The following is a 14,858-nucleotide window of genomic DNA, read 5'->3' as shown; positions in this document are numbered from 1 at the left end:
ATACAGGGAACATGATGAAAAATATTCTCGCTATCCAGTCTCACGTTGTTTATGGTCATGCGGGTAACAGTGCGGCAGAGTTTCCGATGCGCCGCCTGGGCGCGAACGTCTGGCCGCTGAACACCGTTCAATTTTCTAATCACACCCAATACGGCAAATGGACTGGCTGCGTGATGCCGCCCAGCCATTTAACCGAAATTGTGCAAGGCATTGCCGCCATTGATAAATTACACACCTGTGATGCCGTATTAAGTGGCTATCTGGGATCGGCGGAGCAGGGTGAACATATCCTCGGTATCGTTCGTCAGGTGAAAGCAGCGAATCCACAGGCGAAATATTTTTGCGATCCGGTAATGGGTCATCCGGAAAAAGGCTGTATCGTTGCACCGGGTGTCGCAGAGTTTCATGTGCGGCACGGTTTGCCTGCCAGCGATATCATTGCGCCGAATCTGGTTGAGCTGGAAATACTCTGTGAGCATCCGGTAAATAACGTCGAAGAAGCGGTTCTGGCAGCGCGCGAACTCATTGCGCAAGGGCCACAAATTGTGTTGGTTAAACACCTGGCGCGAGCTGGCTACAGCCGTGACCGTTTTGAAATGCTGCTAGTCACCGCCGATGAAGCCTGGCATATCAGCCGTCCGCTGGTGGATTTTGGTATGCGCCAGCCGGTAGGTGTTGGTGATGTGACGAGCGGTTTACTGCTGGTGAAATTGCTTCAGGGGGCAACGCTGCAGGAGGCCCTGGAACATGTGACCGCTGCAGTATACGAAATCATGGTGACCACAAAAGCAATGCAGGAATATGAGCTGCAAGTGGTTGCTGCTCAGGATCGTATTGCCAATCCAGAACATTATTTCAGCGCAACAAAGCTCTGAAATATCTCATTTCGGCCCACAACGACCTGTGGGCCGATGGCTATTACTTTAAGCCTTCCGCTGACAGCGCGTCTTGTACTTCCGGACGTTCAGCCATACGTTGCATAAATGCCGCAATGTGCTCTAACCCTTCCAGATTCAGTTTCACCGCGTATGCCCAGCGCAGAACCGTAAACAGATAGGCATCAGCAATTGTGAATCGTTGCCCGCAGATCCAGTGCTCATCCTTCAGTGCCTCGTTCACATATTGCAGCTTCTTCTCCAGCTGCGCGCGAACTGTCGGTTTGTACTCTTCCGGTGTATCAGGGCGAAACAGAGGTGTGAAACCTTTATGCAGCTCGGTGGCGATGTAATTCAGCCATTCGATGGTTTTATAGCGGGAAATACTGTTTACCGGTGCCAGCAACTGGCGGTCGGGGACGCTGTCGGCAAGATACTGCATAATCGCTACGCCTTCCGTCAGCAAAGTACCATCGTCCAGCAGCAATGCAGGTACCTGTCCCTTAGGGTTAACGGCAAAGTAATCGTCACCGTTTTCGAGACGTTTTTTCATTAAATCCACACTGACGAGCGTAAAATCCTTTCCGCTCTCACGCAGGGTGATATGGGAAGCGAGAGAGCAGGCGCCCGGTTTGTAGAACAATTTCATCGGTAACTCCTTTTGTCTGTGGTTTAAAGTATGGTAGTGCGTTGCTGAACAAAAAAAAGCCGCTAACGAAAAGTTAGCGGCTTGTAAAAGAGTTTCCCTGAATTTTACGCTACGGCTGCTTTCGCCGCTTTGTCTGCAGCGTCATCCTGCGTCATGCGGTGCAGTTTCGGCGCGGTAAACAGCATCAGTACTGCAATAACGGCAGTAGCGACACCAATCTGCAAGAATACGCGACCATAGACTTCCAGTGACATCAGCGGATCGGTAACGTTATCCGGCACAGCCATCATACCTGCAACATAACCACCAATCAGGTTTGCACCGGCAGTGGTCAGGAACCAGCTACCCATAATGAAGCCCATCAGACGCTGCGGAACGAGTTGTGCAACCATTGCCAGACCCAGGCCAGAGATCATCAGTTCCCCGATACTCTGCAGGCCATAGCTCGCGACCAGCCAGCTTACAGACACGATACCAGCGTCAGACGCGAATTTCGCACCCAGCGGCAGAATCAGGAACGCACCAGAACACATCACCATGCCGATAGCAAACTTGGTTGGCATTGGCAGGGTATCGCCCATCTTGTTATAGATAGCGGCCAGAATCGGGCTACCAATGATGATCCAGAACGGGTTCAGTGCCTGATACTGCTCAGGTTCTACGGCCAGGCCCAGAATGGTGTGTTCAACGTTACGAATCGCAAAGAAGTTCAGTGACGTTGGCATCTGGCTATAAAGCACGAAGAAAATAATGGCTTCGAGCATCAGGATGAAGGCAACGATCATTTTACGACGCGCAGCACCTTTCATCGCGAAGGCTTCTTTACCGAAGATAACCACGATACCGAAGGCAACAACGCCCAGCGCCATACGCGCAACTTCCTGATTGTGCAGCAGCCAGGTGGCGATAGCGATCAGTGCCACAACACCAATAATGGTCAGCAGCAGGTTACGGTAGTTGATAGGCTCGAAGTCTGGTTTTGAACCGTACTGTTTAACCCAACGTTGGCAGAAGGCGAAGTTAACGATAGTGATCAGCAGGCCTACAACGCTCAACGCAAACGCAACACTCCAGCCGTATTTCGCGGCCAGCCACGGCGTAGCAATCATAGAGAAGAAAGAGCCGATGTTGACGGACATGTAGTACATGGTGAATGCACCGTCCAGACGCGGGTCGTTTTTCTCATAGCATGTAGAAAGCAGAGAAGACGGGTTAGCTTTAAACAGGCCGTTACCGACCGCAATAGCCGCCATACCCATATAAACGATACCGGCGTCGTGACCAGACCAGGCAACCAGAGCATAACCAATCGCCAGCACAATAGCGCCGAGCATAATTACGCGTTTAGTACCCAGTACCTTGTCACCTAACCAGCCGCCGATAGCGACCAGACCATAAACCAGGGCACTAAAGGAAGAGAAAAGGGTGATTGAATCCGCTTCAGACATACCCAGTTGTTTAACCAGGTAAACAGCCATAATTCCTTGTAGGCCGTAATAACCAAAACGTTCCCATAACTCAATCGAGAAGATGAGATAGAACGCCTTCGGTTGTTTAAAAGCGTTCAAACTGACGCTTTCAGTTGGTTTTTGGTTTGCAGTGGACACTTTTACCTCTTTTTTTACATCCCATATTAACGGGGGTGCTTTCTCGCGTTATGTCTAAAAAACATACGCGCAATTGTTATAGTGGGAGGGGAAACGGCAGGTAATGTTCACTATCTTGCACTTTCAGACAAGTCCTTTGTAATAATCTGTTACATATAACTGAGGCGGGGAATTCAACCATTCCGGGAAATGTTATCCAGCGTTAAATTTTTCAAAAAACGTAACGGCAGATTTTTTCACTACCCTGAGAGGGTGATGATGGCTTAATGGCGATATGTTCTACTATTTGGCGTTTTTCCTAGTGAGATAGTCCAGTTTCTGAAAAATAGCCAGTGTAATGTTTTGTAGGTCAATATTTGTTGCGTGTGTAAATTTAAATGATTTTAACCTGATTCTTGCAATGTTTTTACATTGCCACAGCATCGTGATCTTGATCACGAATGAATAGAAAATTTCGCTATTAAAAAAACAATTAACCTGCATTTTTGGTTATCTGCAAACGGATTACCTGATGATAACGCTAAGCAATGGCATCATTGACGTTAAAAAGATGTTTTAAAAGAGGATAAAGAAAGGTTATGAATGGGGTAATCGGTGTTACCCCTGATCTTTAGATGTCAACTTTCTCTTTGTATTCACAAAGATCTTCAATAATACAAGAGCCACAGCGAGGCTTGCGGGCAATGCAGGTATAACGCCCGTGCAGGATCAACCAATGGTGGCAGTCGACTTTAAACTCTGCCGGAACCACTTTCAGTAGCTTTTCTTCTACCTGTTCGACGTTTTTCCCCGGCGCAAATTGTGTACGATTACAAACGCGGAAAATGTGCGTGTCGACAGCAATAGTCGGCCAGCCGAATGCAGTGTTTAATACGACGTTGGCTGTTTTACGACCTACACCAGGCAGGGCTTCAAGCGCAGCACGATCTTCCGGAACCTCGCCATTATGTTGTTCCAGTAATATACGGCAGGTTTTGATGATATTTTCTGCTTTGCTGTTATAAAGGCCAATCGTTTTGATATAGGTTTTCACCCCTTCAACGCCCAGTTCAAGCATCGCTGCAGGCGTATTAGCCACCGGGTAGAGTTTCGCCGTCGCCTTATTAACACTGACATCGGTCGCCTGAGCGGAAAGCAGTACGGCAATCAGCAATTCAAAAGGCGAACTGAAATTAAGCTCGGTGGTGGGATGAGGATTGTTCTCACGCAGGCGAGTGAGGATCTCCAGGCGTTTTGCTTTGTTCATCAGACATTCCCTGTTTCACCGTTTGGCAATGCACGTTCGGCAGCTGCTTCAGTACGGCACTTTTTCATTTTTTCATCAATCAGGTATTTTCCTGCCAGCATCAGTCCCAGGCCAATAAATGCACCTGGTGGCAGCATCGCCAGCAGGAAAGGGGAGTCGGTGTGGAAAATCTCCACGCGTAATACTTTCGCCCAGCTACCTAACAGCGCATCTGCACCGTCAAACAACGTGCCATTGCCGATAATTTCGCGTAGTGAACCCAGCACGAACATAGCGCAGGTTGCGCCCATACCAATTGAAAAGCCGTCCAGTGCCGAAAGCGCCGGACCTTTTTTGGCGGCGAAGGCTTCAGCGCGGCCCACAACGATACAGTTAGTGACAATCAGCGGAATAAAAATCCCTAATGATTGATACAGGCCAAAGGCGTAGGCGTTGATCAGCATCTGTACAGCGCTGACCACCGAGGCGATGATCATCACGTAAATGGGAATGCGGATCTCGGCGGGTGTCCAGTGACGCAGCGTCGAAATGGTCAGGTTGGTTAGCGTCAGTACCAGCGTAGTCGCAAGTCCTAAACCCAGAGCGTTAGTGGCAGTGGACGTGACCGCCAACAGAGGACAAAGGCCGAGCAGCTGGACCAGCGCAGAGTTGTTTTTCCACAACCCCTGAACAATAACGTCTTTAATTTCGCTCACGTTTTATTCTCCACAGGCAGGAAGTTGAGAAAGTTGTGCCGGTAACGTCTGAGCGTACAATCCGGCGCGTTTTACCGCATTAACCACCGCGCGGGGAGTAATCGTCGCGCCGGTGAACTGGTCGAAATCACCACCATCTTTCTTCACCGCCCAGTTCGCATCATCCGCACCACTGATTTTTTTACCCGCAAAATGGGTGATCCAGTCAGAAAGGCGCAGTTCGATTTTATCGCCAAGCCCTGGCGTTTCGTGGTGCTCAGTCACGCGCGTGCCAAGTACCGTGCCGTTAAAATCGGCTCCTACCAGCAGCTGAATCGCACCTGAATAGCCATCTGGCGCGGTTGCTTCCAGAACGGCAGCTACCGGTTTGTCATCCTGTTTGGCGATGTAAACCCGATGCTCACCTTTACCTAACTCTGGCGCAGTTACCAGATAGCAACTCTGTGCCAGCGCATTGTTATAGCGTTCAGCTGGCAGCACCTGATCAAATAACGCCTTTTGTTGCAGACTGGCCTGTTCAGCAATTGTCGTTTTGGTCATCTGGTTGATGGCCGCAGTTAACCCTGTTGAACCCGCTGCAAAGAGCGCCAACGTAATGCCGTGTTTTCGGATAGTTTTCAGCATGGTTTACCCTTTGCGATGGCCGTAGACGCGCGGACGCGTGTAGTAATCGATCAGAGGAACCGTGATGTTCGCCAGCAGGACGGCAAAAGCAACGCCGTCAGGATAGCCGCCGAAACTGCGGATCATCCAGACTAATAAGCCCGCCAGCGCGCCGAAAATAAGACGACCACGATTGGTCGTAGAAGCGGTAACCGGGTCAGTCAAAATAAAGAATGCGCCGAGCATGGTCGCTCCAGACAGCAGATGAATTTGCGGTGCTGCCAGTGTTTCTGGTGAGAACAACCAGCCCAACGTTGCGCATAACGCCAACGTTGCTAAGAAGCTGAGGGGAATATGCCAGCGAATCGCTTTCTGCCATAGCAACCACACGCCGCCAGCCAGCCAGGCGAGATTTACCCATTGCCAACCAGCGCCCGCCAGAATACCGCTGTAGATCGGATATTGCATAATCTCTTCAACCGAATGACCGGCACGGACAGAGGTTTTAAATGTATCCAGCGGTGTCGCCTGACTAATGCCATCAATACCTAAGCGTAGCGTGTTCATATCACCACCACTGGTGGTATGACCACTGAAAATAACCTGTATGGTGTCGATAAAACCAGGGATGTTGACCGCAATTTCATGTGGCGGTAACCAACTGGTCATCTGCACCGGGAAGGAGATCAGTAAGACCACATAACCAATCATTGCCGGATTAAACGGGTTTTGCCCCAGACCGCCATACAACTGTTTAGCGATGATCACCGCAAACACCGTACCCAGCACGACCATCCACCATGGCGCGAGGGGGGGAATACTTACCGCCAGCAATAAGCCTGTCAGCAATGCTGAGTTATCTTTCAACGTTGCAGCTACCGACTGCTTGCGTAGTTTGAGGACGAGAGCTTCGGCCAGAAGAGCACTGACCGACGCCAACAGGATCTGAACGAGAGTACCCCAACCAAAAAACCACAGTTGCGCTGCGATTCCTGGCACGGCTGCGAGCAATACCAACAGCATAATGCGCGATGTCTGGCGCTGGTTATGGGTATAAGGGGAGCTAGCTATTCTGAATACCATTTAGTCCTCGTTTACAACCTTTTGCTGGGCGGCTTTTTTGGCCTGAACGCGGGCAATAGCCGCAGCAACTGCCGCTTTGCGCGGATCAATCTGTTCTTCTGGCTCTGCATTAGCCTGTTGCTGTTCCAGCTTGCGCGCTTTGGCGCGTGCAATAGCCGCTTCGATGGCGGCTTTGCGTGGATCAACCTGTTCTTCTGGTTCCGCATTAGCCTGTTGTTGCTGTTCCAGCTTGCGCGCTTTGGCACGGGCAATAGCCGCTTCGACGGCAGCTTTGCGCGGATCAATCTGTTCTTCTGGCTCGGCATTAGCCTGTTGCTGCTCCAGCTTGCGCGCTTTGGCACGGGCAATAGCGGCTTCGACGGCGGCTTTGCGCGGATCGACCTGTTCTTCTGGTTCCGCATTAGCCTGTTGCTGTTCCAGCTTGCGCGCTTTGGCGCGGGCGATAGCGGCTTCAACGGCAGTTTTACGTGGATCAGCAACGGTTGCTGCGTCGTTAGTTTGCTGCAGTTCTGCCTGTTTCGCTCTGGCTTGCGCTTTACGAGCTTCCCGTGCTGCAATAATTGCACTGTTATCCGGGCGTTCGCCCGCTTTAATCACAATAGGCTGTGTAGCCTGGGCCTGTTTCTCTTTCACCCGCGCCAGAGCGGCAGCAATCGCATCTTTATCTTTGGCTGCAGGTTGAACGGCTGCGCTCTTATGTCGTTCAAGGCGAGCCGCTTTTTCGCGCTCAAGGCGAGCCTGGCGCGCTTCGAAACGCGCTTTGGCTTCTGCGGCGCGCTTTTCTTCCTGACGAATAGCCGCAATTTCAGCTTTTTCCTGACGGAAATATTGCACCAGGGGAATATTGCTCGGGCAAACCCACGCGCAAGCCCCACATTCAATGCAGTCGGCAATGTTATGCGTGGTTGCTTTATCGTGTTGCTGACCTTTGCTGAACCAGTACAACTGTTGCGGCAAAAGATCCGCAGGGCAGGCGTCAGCACAGGCGCTACACCGGATGCAGCTTTGTTCTTCCTGTGGTTCGCCAAGTTCATTGGCCGAGGGAGCTAACAGACAGTTGGTAATCTTTACGACCGGGACATCCAGCCATGGCAAGGTAAAGCCCATTAGCGGGCCGCCCATAATCACCATTTGATCGGCAGAGGGGCAGAATCCGGCATCATTCAATAAATGACGCACTGGCGTACCCAGCCGTGCCCAGACGTTGCCCGGGCGTGCGATTGCTTCGCCAGTCAGGGTTACAACACGCTCGGTAATCGGCTCGCCATCAATAACGGCACGTTTCACTGCATAAGCAGTGCCGACGTTTTGCATTAATACGCCGATATCGGATGAACGCCCGCCATGTGGAACCTGCTTCCCGGTCAGAATATAGGTTAATTGTTTAGCACCGCCAGAAGGATATTTGGTTGGAATCACTCGCAGAGAAATATCGTGAGAGTCCGCCAGCACCGCGCGCAGCATGGAAATCGCCTGCGGTTTGTTATCTTCAATGCCGACAAGAATTTCGCGTGGCTGCAGAATATGCGCAAGAATGCGAATACCCTCTACGACCTGAGCCGCGCAATCCTGCATCAAACGGTCATCGGCGGTAATGTACGGCTCGCACTCAGCAGCGTTGATAATCAACGTTTCAATCTTATCTCCACCACCCTGCAATTTAACGCCTGTCGGGAATCCTGCACCGCCCAGCCCGGCAACACCAAACTGATGAATGCGCTCGATTAACTCTTCGCGACTGCGAGAGCGATAATCGGCCCAGCCGTCGCGCGGGATCCAGCAGTCTTCACCATCGGCATCAATAATCACGCTTAATTCAGCTAAAGCTGAAGGATGAGCCGTAGAGTGGGGCGCAATAGCCGTAACGGTACCCGAGGTGGGCGCGTGAACAGGCAGCATTTTGCCGCGACCACGGGTAAGCGGCTGGCCGCGCAATACTTTATCGCCGACGCTAACGCACAACTCACCTTCAGCGCCAATATGTTGTTTCAGTGGAATGACAAAACGCTGCGCCAGTGGTACCTGGCGCAGGGGTGTACCGTTGGACTGGGTTTTCATCTCCGGTGGATGGATGCCGCCGTTGAAATCCCAGATTTTATTTCTTCTGAATGCAGAGAATAACTTAAGCATGGTGTTCCACGGGAATGATACGCACGGGAATGGTGTTCAGATCCCATTTCCAGGAGTCAGGAGTTTCTGCGACCGGTTGCAACGAGATGCAGTGTGTCGGGCACGGATCAACACATAAGTTGCAGCCCGTACAGAGATCACTCATTACCGTATGCATGGCGCGGGTAGCGCCAACGATGGCGTCTACCGGACACGCCTGAATACATTTAGTGCAGCCAATACAGTTATTTTCATCAATAACCGCCACCATCCGCGCTGGCGTTAGCTCTTGCGCTTCGCCATCCAGCGGCTGCGGCTCGACATTAAGTAACTCGGCAATTTTTAGCATCACAGCTTCGCCACCTGGGGCGCAACGGTTGATTTTTTCACCGTTACAGCTGATGGCTTCCGCGTAGGGGCGACAGCCGGGATAACCGCACTGACCACACTGGCTCTGCGGTAAGATTTCGTCAATTTTCTCAACGACCGGATCGTCTTCCACCGCAAAACGGCGGGAGGCATAACCCAGAATGGCGCCAAACGCCAGGCCCAGCAGGCTCACGGCGGCAACGGCAATCCAGATAGCATTCATTACAACTTCACCAAACCACTAAAGCCCATAAAGGCCAGAGACATAAGACCTGCGGTAATTAACGCAATGGCATTACCGCGAAAAGGTGCCGGGACATCAGCCACAGCAAGGCGTTCGCGGATGGCGGCGAAGAGCACCATCACCAGCGAGAAACCGACAGCGGCGGAAAAACCGTACAGCGCTGACTGCAAGAAATTGTGCCCGAGATTGATATTCAGCAATGCCACGCCGAGCACGGCACAGTTGGTGGTGATAAGCGGCAAAAAAATCCCCAGCAGACGGTAAAGTACCGGGCTGGTTTTGCGCACCACCATTTCGGTGAACTGCACAACCACAGCAATCACCAGAATAAACGCCAGGGTGCGCAGGTAAATCAGATTAAGTGGGATCAAAATCCACGTATCGATAAGCCAGGCGCAAATAGACGCCAGCGTCATTACAAACGTTGTTGCCAGCCCCATGCCCATCGCGGTTTCCAGCTTTTTGGAAACCCCCATAAACGGACAGAGACCGAGAAACTTGACCAGTACAAAGTTATTGACCAGTACAGTTCCGACAAACAGTAACAGGTAGTCAGTCATTTTTCGGCCTGAAATAAAAAAGCCGCCTATTATCCGTTAATCCAGAGCAGGCGACAACAGGTTAACTGTAAGGTTATTACGGATTCACAAACGTCGCTTTCACCCGCGACGAGCGTTTGAAATAGGGGACGATCAATGCGGTTGCCAACAAAGTAAACAGCAACTGGCGAACGGCTATGCCATCTTCTACGGGTGAAAAAGCGAACGCTTTTACTGCCAGCAATACGGAAATAAGCAGCCAGATAATATAGTGTTTAGGAACACAACGCCGACGTTTAAAGAAAGCGATGGTCAACCACAGTGTGTAATACCACATGGCGATAGCGGTAATAAAAGAAACGCCCCATAAGATTTGTGTCGTCAGTGCTTGTCCGCCGAGCGTTTGAAATGTTTGCGGAGAAGATAACGCAGCGGTATACAGCAACAACGCCAGCGTCGTACTCAACAGAGCGACTAAAAGCCAGGCCAACGGGCCAAGCAACCAGCCTCCAATACGTTGTGGCGTTGTGGTGGTCATAGGTTCTCCAGAATAGCGACGCAAACAGACAAATCTAATTTTAGGGGCGTTATTATAAGGCTTTTATAACCGATCGCTACTTTCTTTACTGGACATAACGCCAGACGGACTTCGGTACCTGGCCGAGGTCAAACAAACGCCCGCCAGAAACCAGCTCTGCGCGACGGTGATCGGCAGCACGATACATATTGATCAGTTCCTGATCGTCCGTCAGGGTGTAATTAAGATGGTCGTAGAGTTTTTCCAGACTTTCGAGTGAACTGATTTTGCGAAATTTTAATAAGTAGTCCTGAACAGTCATAAAAGGTCCATAAAATAATTAATACCAAAGGGGTAGGTATTATTAGTGATGATAAAATTTCACCAAAAGTGAACGCTTGTGTTATTACAATAATAAGAATGTGCTGATGGCAAATATTCAGGGATGAAAAACTGCTCTGGAAAGAGTAACGCGCTTTACTATCCCTGACAATCATCAACAACATCGAACAAGATAATAAATTCCTGGTTTAATATCCGACAAGTGAAAACATGCACCCGGACGGGCAGCATGTCGCTCAACAAGTGCAGAGCTTACTTGTGTTGTACTGTAGTACTCTGTTCAGGTGGCTGATAGTTGTCAATGTGACTCGCCACGCCAAGAAGAATGACTGAAACGACAAGAACGATCCAACCTGTTAATTCAATAAGACGATTCATTACAGCCCACATCTCTGTTGATTGATCCATTAACTTCAGGGGGTAAATGTTACTTAGCAATAATAGCTCCAGCAAGATTTTTACTGAGGTTTTTGCAATATTTAGCTTTTGTCGTTGGAAAAATCGCTATTTTTTTGACTTAAGTTAAACAACATCCCTTATTGCTGGCAGGTTATTAAACTGTTGAGCGAGGGTAAAGGATAGTGTCAAATAGCCATCATACTTCAATGAGAGGCAATGACATGAGCGACAACATCCGTGTTGGGTTGATTGGGTATGGTTATGCGAGCAAAACCTTCCATGCACCCCTGATTGCGGGCACGCCCGGGCTGGAGCTGGCGGTAATCTCCAGCAGCGATGAAACAAAAGTAAAAGCTGACTGGCCAACGGTTACGGTTGTCTCTGAGCCGAAGCATCTGTTTAACGATCCCAACATAGACCTGATTGTCATTCCTACACCCAACGATACCCATTTTCCGTTAGCCAAAGCGGCGCTTGAGGCGGGTAAACATGTGGTCGTTGATAAACCCTTTACCGTGACACTGTCACAAGCACGAGAGCTGGAAGCGCTGGCAAAAAGCCTGGGGCGAGTGCTGTCTGTATTCCATAACCGTCGCTGGGATAGCGATTTCCTGACGCTAAAAGGTTTGCTCGCGGAAGGCGTGCTGGGTGAAATTGCTTACTTTGAGTCCCATTTTGACCGCTTCCGCCCGCAGGTGCGCGATCGTTGGCGTGAACAGGGCGGCCCAGGCAGCGGTATCTGGTACGATTTAGCACCGCACCTTCTTGATCAGGCCATTACGTTATTTGGTTTACCGGTTAGCATGACGGTAGATTTGGCACAGTTACGGCCCGGAGCGCAGTCGACCGATTATTTCCACGCTATCTTGTCCTATCCGCAGCGGCGAGTGATTTTACACGGCACCATGCTGGCAGCAGCCGAGTCAGCACGGTATATCGTGCATGGATCCCGAGGCAGTTATGTGAAATATGGCCTCGATCCACAGGAAGAACGTCTGAAAAATGGCGAGCGTCTGCCGCAGGAAGACTGGGGCTACGATATGCGCGATGGCGTACTTACCCGCGTGGAAGGTGAGGAACGTGTCGAAGAAACGCTGTTGACAGTGCCGGGGAATTATCCGGCTTACTATGCGGCTATTCGTGATGCGTTAAATGGCGATGGTGAAAATCCGGTTCCGGCAAGTCAGGCAATCCAGGTAATGGAGTTGATTGAGCTGGGCATCGAATCCGCCAAACATCGCGCGACTTTGTGCCTTGCGTGAAAAGGGGATGGTGCAATTAGCACCATCCATTTTTGTTACTTCGCGGCAACTTTTTCTCGCAGTGCGCGTTTTTCCTCTGCGCTGAGGAAAGCCATTTCCAGACCATTAATCTGTGCCTGGCGGATTTGCTCGCGGGATAACCCAGCAGCTGGCGCGGCAACGGTATATTCGTGAATGATATCCACTCCCTGCACGCCGGGATCGTCAGTGTTAATGCTGGCACGAATGCCATGCTCAAGGAACGTTTTCAGCGGATGTGCAGCCAGATCCGCCACGGTGCTGGTCTGAATATTGGAGGTCAGACAGGATTCAATACCAATTTGTTGCTCGGCGAGAAAATCCATCAGCGCCCGATCTTCAATGGCTTTTACGCCATGTCCAATACGCTCCGCCCCCAGTTCACGAATCGCCTGCCAGATGCTTTCCGGTCCGGCAGCTTCGCCTGCATGGACGGTAATATGCCAGCCCGCATCACGCGCGCGGTTGAAATGAGAAAGGAACAGACTTCCCGGGAAACCAAGTTCATCACCGGCTAAATCAAGTGCGGTAATCTGGTCACGGTGGGCTAAAAAGGCCTCCAGCTCTTGCTGACAGGCGGCTTCGCCGAAGGTCCGGCTCATAATACCGATAAGCTTCGCCTGCACACCAAAGGTGCGGCAACCTTCACGTACGCCATCGATCACCGCTTCGACAACACCCGCTACAGGCAGCTGATGTGCCATTGCCATGTAGCCTGGTGAAAAACGCAGCTCGACATAGTGCAGGCCGTTACGGGCTGCATCTTCAATGTTTTCAAATGCCACGCGGCGGCAGGCATCAAGAGAGGCGAGAACTTTAACGCCCCAGTCAAGTTTAGTCAGAAAGCTCACCAGATCGGGTTCGTTGGCAATGACCTGAACGTGGGGAATCAGTGTTTCCAGGGATTGTGCAGGAAGCGAGATATTATACTGGCGGCCAAGTTCAAGAATGGTCTGGGGACGAATGTTGCCATCAAGGTGGCGATGGATATCAGTTAATGGCAGGGTGGTATCAATCATGGTCGCACTCTTTTTCTGGATATAAAAGTGCGCACCATTATAAAAACAAAGCAGGGTAAAAATCCACGATTGCGCAACGATTTTTTACGTTGCGCAATTGGGGTTAACCAACAGCGCGGATGGCGTTAATTAATCCAGCCACACCTTTTTCCAGTTTCGAACGTGGGCAGCCGGCATTGAGTCGGATAAAACCACGACCTTCTTCACCGTAGGTATATCCCGGCATGATCGCGATCTTTTCTTGCTCGATAAGCGCTTTTTGCAACGCGTTGTCGTCAATATTCAACGGACGTAGATCAAGCCAGGCCAGATAAGTGGATTGCGGGATCTGCCAGTTGAGTTCAGGAAACGCAGCGTTCATTTTATCTGCGATATACGTCAGGTTATCTTTCAGATAGACGCGTAAGGCATCCAGCCATGGCGCGCCTTGCTGATAGGCGGCGATATGAGCAGTTAACGCCAGTACCGAAGGGGAAGAAAGCCCATCACGTCCTTTCAGTGCCGATAAATAGGCATCGCGGCTACTGCTATTTTCTATAATCCCGTAAGCACCGGTCAGGGCGGGAATATTGAAACTTTTTGATCCCGACGTTAGCAACGCCCAGTCTCCGCGCGCCACATTACTCCAGGGAATATGCGGCTGCTCGCCCCAAACCATATCCATATGGATTTCATCGGAAATAACCCGCACACCATGACGCTCGCACAGGTCAGCCATGATCTCCAGCTCATCGCACGTCCACACTTTCCCGGTAGGATTCTGTGGGCTACACAGGAGCATAATTTTACATTCTGGTTTCGCCAGCACGGCTTCCAGCTTGCCCATATCGCAAAACCAGCCGTCAGCCTGCTTCTCTAAAGCAACGGGCATTACTGTGCGCTGGTTACCTTCAATGGCCTTGTAAAATGCGTCATAGGCGGGTGTGTGGATCACCACGCCTTCACCTGTTTCAGACCACTGACGAATCAGTTCTGAAACCATATAGATAACAGAAGGGCCATACACCACCGACTGAGGATCGATGGCGGTGTAATGCTGGGTGGAAAACCAGTGGGCAATAGCCGCGAGAAACTCATCGTTTTTCCAGCGGCTGTAGCCAAACACGCCGTGTATCAGGCGCTGATTCAGCGCCTCGATAATGCAGGGGGCAGTGGCAAAATCCATGTCTGAAATCGTGAACGGTAACAGGTCAGCAGTGCCGAAACGGTCAGCGACATAATCCCACTGCGTACACCATGTGCCATGACGATCCACGACCTTTGAAAAATCGAACATATCTTA

General features: G+C 50.8%; 16 protein-coding genes. 2 read left to right on the top strand and 14 right to left on the bottom strand.

The genetic code is table 11. The features are described 5' to 3' along the window. The first annotated feature begins 14 nt into the window (after window positions 1–14). A complete protein-coding gene (pdxY, locus tag ACJHYO_RS10765) occupies window positions 15–875 on the top strand; it encodes a pyridoxal kinase PdxY (RefSeq protein ID WP_001296097.1) in 861 nt (286 codons plus the stop codon). Window positions 876–918: 43 nt separating this feature from the next. Here pdxY and gstA read toward each other — a convergent pair whose 3' ends face one another. The 12 genes from gstA to blr form a co-directional block, all read right to left on the bottom strand. Next, window positions 919–1,524, bottom strand: coding sequence for a glutathione transferase GstA (gene gstA / locus ACJHYO_RS10760; RefSeq protein WP_000765749.1), 606 nt, complete (start codon window positions 1,522–1,524; stop codon window positions 919–921). Between the two features lie 104 nt (window positions 1,525–1,628). Continuing rightward, the gene (dtpA, locus tag ACJHYO_RS10755) at window positions 1,629–3,131 is read right to left on the bottom strand and encodes a dipeptide/tripeptide permease DtpA (RefSeq protein WP_000100937.1); all 1,503 of its coding nucleotides are present in this window, start codon (window positions 3,129–3,131) and stop codon (window positions 1,629–1,631) included. Between the two features lie 610 nt (window positions 3,132–3,741). Next, window positions 3,742–4,377: an endonuclease III gene (nth, locus tag ACJHYO_RS10750; RefSeq protein ID WP_001030339.1), complete on the bottom strand. Its 636-nt coding sequence runs from the start codon at window positions 4,375–4,377 to the stop codon at window positions 3,742–3,744. After that, window positions 4,377–5,072, bottom strand: a complete 696-nt coding sequence (gene rsxE, locus ACJHYO_RS10745) for an electron transport complex subunit RsxE (RefSeq protein ID WP_085455364.1) — start codon at window positions 5,070–5,072, stop codon at window positions 4,377–4,379. The genes nth and rsxE overlap by 1 nt, the downstream gene beginning before the upstream one ends. Window positions 5,073–5,075: 3 nt before the next feature. Beyond that, entirely contained in the window at window positions 5,076–5,696 is a 621-nt protein-coding gene (gene rsxG, locus ACJHYO_RS10740) for an electron transport complex subunit RsxG (RefSeq protein WP_000920791.1), read from the bottom strand. 3 nt (window positions 5,697–5,699) lie between these two features. Continuing rightward, window positions 5,700–6,758: an electron transport complex subunit RsxD gene (gene rsxD, locus ACJHYO_RS10735; RefSeq protein WP_085455363.1), complete on the bottom strand. Its 1,059-nt coding sequence runs from the start codon at window positions 6,756–6,758 to the stop codon at window positions 5,700–5,702. After that, window positions 6,759–8,888, bottom strand: a complete 2,130-nt coding sequence (rsxC, locus tag ACJHYO_RS10730; protein ID WP_085455362.1) for an electron transport complex subunit RsxC — start codon at window positions 8,886–8,888, stop codon at window positions 6,759–6,761. Further along, window positions 8,881–9,459, bottom strand: a complete 579-nt coding sequence (rsxB, locus tag ACJHYO_RS10725; protein ID WP_000991809.1) for an electron transport complex subunit RsxB — start codon at window positions 9,457–9,459, stop codon at window positions 8,881–8,883. The genes rsxC and rsxB overlap by 8 nt, the downstream gene beginning before the upstream one ends. Continuing rightward, window positions 9,459–10,040, bottom strand: a complete 582-nt coding sequence (rsxA, locus tag ACJHYO_RS10720; protein ID WP_000133193.1) for an electron transport complex subunit RsxA — start codon at window positions 10,038–10,040, stop codon at window positions 9,459–9,461. Before rsxA ends, rsxB begins: the two co-directional genes overlap by 1 nt. Window positions 10,041–10,116: 76 nt before the next feature. Continuing rightward, window positions 10,117–10,557: a DUF2569 domain-containing protein gene (locus ACJHYO_RS10715; protein WP_000214176.1), complete on the bottom strand. Its 441-nt coding sequence runs from the start codon at window positions 10,555–10,557 to the stop codon at window positions 10,117–10,119. An 85-nt stretch (window positions 10,558–10,642) separates the two neighbouring features. Beyond that, on the bottom strand, window positions 10,643–10,858 hold the full coding sequence (ydgT, locus tag ACJHYO_RS10710) for a transcription modulator YdgT (protein WP_000217951.1): 216 nt from the start codon (window positions 10,856–10,858) through the stop codon (window positions 10,643–10,645). A 272-nt stretch (window positions 10,859–11,130) separates the two neighbouring features. Further along, on the bottom strand, window positions 11,131–11,256 hold the full coding sequence (blr, locus tag ACJHYO_RS10705) for a division septum protein Blr (protein WP_001296096.1): 126 nt from the start codon (window positions 11,254–11,256) through the stop codon (window positions 11,131–11,133). A 242-nt stretch (window positions 11,257–11,498) separates the two neighbouring features. On the opposite strand from blr, the gene ACJHYO_RS10700 reads away from it, so the two are divergent. After that, a complete protein-coding gene (locus tag ACJHYO_RS10700; protein WP_001282531.1) occupies window positions 11,499–12,539 on the top strand; it encodes an oxidoreductase in 1,041 nt (346 codons plus the stop codon). A 35-nt stretch (window positions 12,540–12,574) separates the two neighbouring features. Here the strand turns inward: ACJHYO_RS10700 and add are convergent, their stop codons facing one another. Further along, a complete protein-coding gene (gene add, locus ACJHYO_RS10695) occupies window positions 12,575–13,576 on the bottom strand; it encodes an adenosine deaminase (protein WP_000567511.1) in 1,002 nt (333 codons plus the stop codon). Between the two features lie 103 nt (window positions 13,577–13,679). Then, the gene (gene malY / locus ACJHYO_RS10690) at window positions 13,680–14,852 is read right to left on the bottom strand and encodes a bifunctional maltose regulon transcriptional repressor/cystathionine beta-lyase MalY (protein ID WP_000459357.1); all 1,173 of its coding nucleotides are present in this window, start codon (window positions 14,850–14,852) and stop codon (window positions 13,680–13,682) included. Window positions 14,853–14,858: the final 6 nt, after the last annotated feature.

The organism is Escherichia sp. WS1118, assembly GCF_046487695.1.
Lineage (GTDB): Bacteria > Pseudomonadota > Gammaproteobacteria > Enterobacterales > Enterobacteriaceae > Escherichia > Escherichia coli.
This window is presented reverse-complemented; position numbering and strand designations above follow the sequence as displayed.

What these genes read in the sequence shown, in the direction of transcription:
- pdxY (WP_001296097.1), top strand. Translation starts at nt 15, where the DNA reads ATGAAAAATATTCTCGCTATCCAGTCTCACGTTGTTTATGGTCATGCG.
- gstA (WP_000765749.1), bottom strand. Translation starts at nt 1,524, where the DNA reads ATGAAATTGTTCTACAAACCGGGCGCCTGCTCTCTCGCTTCCCATATC.
- nth (WP_001030339.1), bottom strand. Translation starts at nt 4,377, where the DNA reads ATGAACAAAGCAAAACGCCTGGAGATCCTCACTCGCCTGCGTGAGAAC.
- rsxG (WP_000920791.1), bottom strand. Translation starts at nt 5,696, where the DNA reads ATGCTGAAAACTATCCGAAAACACGGCATTACGTTGGCGCTCTTTGCA.
- rsxD (WP_085455363.1), bottom strand. Translation starts at nt 6,758, where the DNA reads ATGGTATTCAGAATAGCTAGCTCCCCTTATACCCATAACCAGCGCCAG.
- rsxC (WP_085455362.1), bottom strand. Translation starts at nt 8,888, where the DNA reads ATGCTTAAGTTATTCTCTGCATTCAGAAGAAATAAAATCTGGGATTTC.
- rsxB (WP_000991809.1), bottom strand. Translation starts at nt 9,459, where the DNA reads ATGAATGCTATCTGGATTGCCGTTGCCGCCGTGAGCCTGCTGGGCCTG.
- rsxA (WP_000133193.1), bottom strand. Translation starts at nt 10,040, where the DNA reads ATGACTGACTACCTGTTACTGTTTGTCGGAACTGTACTGGTCAATAAC.
- ACJHYO_RS10715 (WP_000214176.1), bottom strand. Translation starts at nt 10,557, where the DNA reads ATGACCACCACAACGCCACAACGTATTGGAGGCTGGTTGCTTGGCCCG.
- ydgT (WP_000217951.1), bottom strand. Translation starts at nt 10,858, where the DNA reads ATGACTGTTCAGGACTACTTATTAAAATTTCGCAAAATCAGTTCACTC.
- blr (WP_001296096.1), bottom strand. Translation starts at nt 11,256, where the DNA reads ATGAATCGTCTTATTGAATTAACAGGTTGGATCGTTCTTGTCGTTTCA.
- ACJHYO_RS10700 (WP_001282531.1), top strand. Translation starts at nt 11,499, where the DNA reads ATGAGCGACAACATCCGTGTTGGGTTGATTGGGTATGGTTATGCGAGC.
- add (WP_000567511.1), bottom strand. Translation starts at nt 13,576, where the DNA reads ATGATTGATACCACCCTGCCATTAACTGATATCCATCGCCACCTTGAT.
- malY (WP_000459357.1), bottom strand. Translation starts at nt 14,852, where the DNA reads ATGTTCGATTTTTCAAAGGTCGTGGATCGTCATGGCACATGGTGTACG.